The organism is Frankia sp. CeTa3Moorea (assembly GCF_978021225.1).
On sequence record NZ_CDXDOR010000280.1, the window covers coordinates 1 to 2,909 of the forward strand.

At 67.4% G+C, this 2,909-nt stretch carries 6 protein-coding genes; 5 read left to right on the forward strand and 1 reads right to left on the reverse strand.

The annotated features are described in order from the left end of the window. Positions 1-59 precede the first annotated feature (59 nt). From AC08OV_RS24300 to AC08OV_RS24310, 3 genes are all read left to right on the forward strand, one after another. On the forward strand, positions 60-440 hold the full coding sequence (locus AC08OV_RS24300; protein ID WP_476620404.1) for a hypothetical protein: 381 nt from the start codon (positions 60-62) through the stop codon (positions 438-440). Positions 441-660: 220 nt separating this feature from the next. Beyond that, positions 661-948 carry a hypothetical protein gene (locus AC08OV_RS24305; protein WP_476616232.1) on the forward strand — a complete coding sequence of 96 codons (288 nt, stop codon included), beginning with the start codon at positions 661-663 and terminating at the stop codon, positions 946-948. After that, on the forward strand, positions 945-1,550 hold the full coding sequence (locus tag AC08OV_RS24310) for a hypothetical protein (RefSeq protein WP_476616233.1): 606 nt from the start codon (positions 945-947) through the stop codon (positions 1,548-1,550). The genes AC08OV_RS24305 and AC08OV_RS24310 overlap by 4 nt, the downstream gene beginning before the upstream one ends. Before the next feature lie 69 nt (positions 1,551-1,619). Here the strand turns inward: AC08OV_RS24310 and AC08OV_RS24315 are convergent, their stop codons facing one another. Then, positions 1,620-1,862 (reverse strand): helix-turn-helix transcriptional regulator, encoded by a 243-nt coding sequence (locus AC08OV_RS24315; protein WP_476616234.1) that lies wholly within the window; start codon positions 1,860-1,862, stop codon positions 1,620-1,622. 131 nt (positions 1,863-1,993) lie between these two features. Here AC08OV_RS24315 and AC08OV_RS24320 point away from each other — a divergent pair, with 131 nt between their 5' ends. Then, the gene (locus tag AC08OV_RS24320; protein ID WP_476616235.1) at positions 1,994-2,569 is read left to right on the forward strand and encodes a hypothetical protein; all 576 of its coding nucleotides are present in this window, start codon (positions 1,994-1,996) and stop codon (positions 2,567-2,569) included. Positions 2,570-2,641: 72 nt separating this feature from the next. Further along, on the forward strand, positions 2,642-2,909 hold a 268-nt coding region (locus tag AC08OV_RS24325), incomplete at its 3' end, for a hypothetical protein (protein WP_476620405.1).

Consider the following 2,909-nt stretch of genomic DNA (forward strand, 5'->3'; position numbering starts at 1 on the left):
CCCCCCCTACCTGTCCGTGTCAGGCCCGAGGGCTCGACACACTCAACAAGGAACCAATCATGAGTGTTACCGGTCTCGGCCCTGTCACCGTCGACCAGGCCGTTGCCCGCGAAGCGGGGTTCCGACTGCCCGTCGTCATCACCCGCACCGCCTGGGAATCAGCCGTCGCCTGGAACGACCAAGACACCCAGGAGACCAGTGCAGTCCAGGACGAGTCGGGCCGCCTATGGGACGTGCTGACCATGGCCGCTGCGGCGGTGCGCCGTGCGCCGCAGCCCGGGATCGTCTGCGAGGACTTCACCGTTGTCCGGGCCCCCCGGGAGCTGCCCTATCAGGGTGACGACGAGGGCCCAGGCTACGAGGAAGCGATGGAAGAGCACATGTTCGTGATCGTCGGAGGAACGCCGACCACTGTGACAATCAGCCTCGACAACGAATAGCGCCTTCGCCGTTCCGCGCCCCCTGCGTGAGATGGATAGCGCCGAGAAGGCATCTCGCACCTACCAGTGCGGACCGCTCCTCGCCTTGCCCGCATGGTCCACCCCCGGCGGCATGGTCCACGCCCCCCGCACGGGGACTGATCTTCTGGCCACGGGAACCTCCGATCTCTCGCGGCCAGAGACTCACCACCCACCACCATCACCTTCCGGAAGGATCACCATGATCGACCGCAGGAAGCTCCTCACGGCCACCGAGGGAAACCCGGCCGCCTTCGAGATCGGATCGCAGCTCGCCGGGGACGAGGACCGGATCGGGGTAATCGTGACCGACCTCCACGCGAGCCTCGGCCGCATCGAGGCTCGCGTGGCCAGCTCTGAGGCGACCAGCACTCTTGACGGGCCCAACGGCCTCCAGGTTTTCAAGTTGCTCCAATTGCTGGGCGAGCGCAACGTTCGGCTCCAGGGCCTGGAGCACCTCGGCGTCGACCCGAAGGGCCTCGCCCGATGAGCCGAGCCAGGCACAGCTGGCATCGCATATGGGTCGGCGGCCACCCCATCTTCACCAAGGCCTCGCCGCCACCGATGGAGGAGATCGACGGCAAGTCGATCGACGAAATCTTCGATCTCGACGCCAATGATCATCGGCGTCGCGCCGCAATCCACGAGGCTGGACATGCCGTCATCGCCCGCGACGCCAGCATCCCCGTCGAGAGCGTCGGCGTCGGCGAAAGCCACCACACGGACACCGGCCTCCCCCTGGGTGGAGAGTGCAACCTCGGCCCGTACCCCGGTCCATGGGGCAACTATGGTGCCGCCATCGCGGGCGGCCAGCGGGCCACTGACCGCTGGCTCCGCGAGGAGGGGCTGGCCACCCCAACCCGGAGGTGGGCAAACGAGCTGACAACGGTAACCGATCGCCTCGCCGCGGAGCAGTTCTCCCCGGCGGCCATCACCTACGGCGAGGCGATCGGTACCGGATTCGACTGGGACGACCTGTGTGCCGTTGCCGACGCCGCACTTGACGTCACGTGGCCCGCAGTGCGTCGCGTTGCCGACGTCCTGTACCGCGGGGACCGACTGTCCGGCGATGATCTAGACGGCCTCATCTGACCGCCCGATGGGCGTGTGGAAACGGGAAACAGCTCCTCGGGCCGCCTACCGCCCCGCCAGAGCCCACCCTCAGGAGGGCGAGCCCGCCGGATCCGTCCGAGGTCGCCCCGGTGGTCGGCGCGTCGACGTCCAGCCATCGACGGTCGAGCGCCGCCACCGCGGCATCCGGCGTTCCGCAGGGCGGTCCAGGTCCGGGTCGTCAGGCGGCGGCACCGTCCCGCGCGAGACGTAGGCACGCCACGTCACAGGCTTGATGCCGGTGTACTTCGCCACCTCCGTCACCGTCATCAGGGGATCTTCGTCCTCGGGCATGCACCCATCATGCCCTGATACTGCAACGCTGCGTTGTGATGCAGATCACACCAACTTCCCGAATAATCACAACGCTGCGTTGTTATATTTGACGAGACCCCGCAAGGAGGGGCCGCGAGGAGGCAAACACGATGCTCATGGACTTGGCTCAGGAGATTGCCCGGGAGCTGGAGGGCGACTGGAGAGTCGATGACGGAGTCCAGGGTGATGGCCGGGACGCCTATCTACGTCTACGGTCCGGAATCAATGGCGAGGGCGTCCATGTCTCACCCGACTGGCGCAACAAAGACCGCATCCTCCTGACCGGTGTGAAGGGTGACTTCAGCGAGTACTGGCCGTGGAAGAAGGACAGCGGCTATCGCCTGGAGCACGTCATCGGCGTCGGTGCGTCCCGACCGCCGACGGCCATCGCCCGAGAGATCCAGCGGCGGCTGATACCGGAGTACCGGGCCGCGCTCGCCCAAGCTCGCGAGACCAAGCGGGCGGCCGACGAGTGGGACTCCGAGACGACACGCATCGTCGACGAAATCGCCGGGATCCTTGGCGGGCGGACGATCGACTGGAAGCCCGGAACCGTGCGCCTGCCCAACCTGTACGGGGACGTCGAGGTCGGTCCGGACGTCTCGTTCACCCTACGGGTTCCGCGCGGGCAGGCGGTCGAGCTCGCGAAGCGCATCGCCGACCTTATGGCGCACCGAGCCGCCTGAGCGCCCCCCCGCCTGGCCGACTGGCGAGTCAGCCGGGCCTTCCCCCACACCACTCCCCGAAAGGACGCGATCGTGGCCGCCCCGAAGCCCACCCCAACCCAAACAGACCTGGACTTTCTCGATCGCAAGATCGATCTGGCGAACGCCGACTACGCCCGCACGTCGGCCGTCGCCGCACTCGACGCCGAGCGGCTCGTCGCGCTCCTGAGTGAGCGGATCGCCCATCGCGTTCGGCGAACCTTCCCCGGGGCCACCGAGGTCGGGGTCGACGGCAATCACAACCTCGACGTCGTATGCACCCGGACCGGAGTTCTCGCCGACAGCGGGTTCGACCCCGGCT

Coding starts and splice junctions, on each gene's coding strand:
- AC08OV_RS24305 (WP_476616232.1), top strand. CDS start 661: ATGATCGACCGCAGGAAGCTCCTCACGGCCACCGAGGGAAACCCGGCC.
- AC08OV_RS24310 (WP_476616233.1), top strand. CDS start 945: ATGAGCCGAGCCAGGCACAGCTGGCATCGCATATGGGTCGGCGGCCAC.
- AC08OV_RS24315 (WP_476616234.1), bottom strand. CDS start 1,862: ATGCCCGAGGACGAAGATCCCCTGATGACGGTGACGGAGGTGGCGAAG.
- AC08OV_RS24300 (WP_476620404.1), top strand. CDS start 60: ATGAGTGTTACCGGTCTCGGCCCTGTCACCGTCGACCAGGCCGTTGCC.
- AC08OV_RS24320 (WP_476616235.1), top strand. CDS start 1,994: ATGCTCATGGACTTGGCTCAGGAGATTGCCCGGGAGCTGGAGGGCGAC.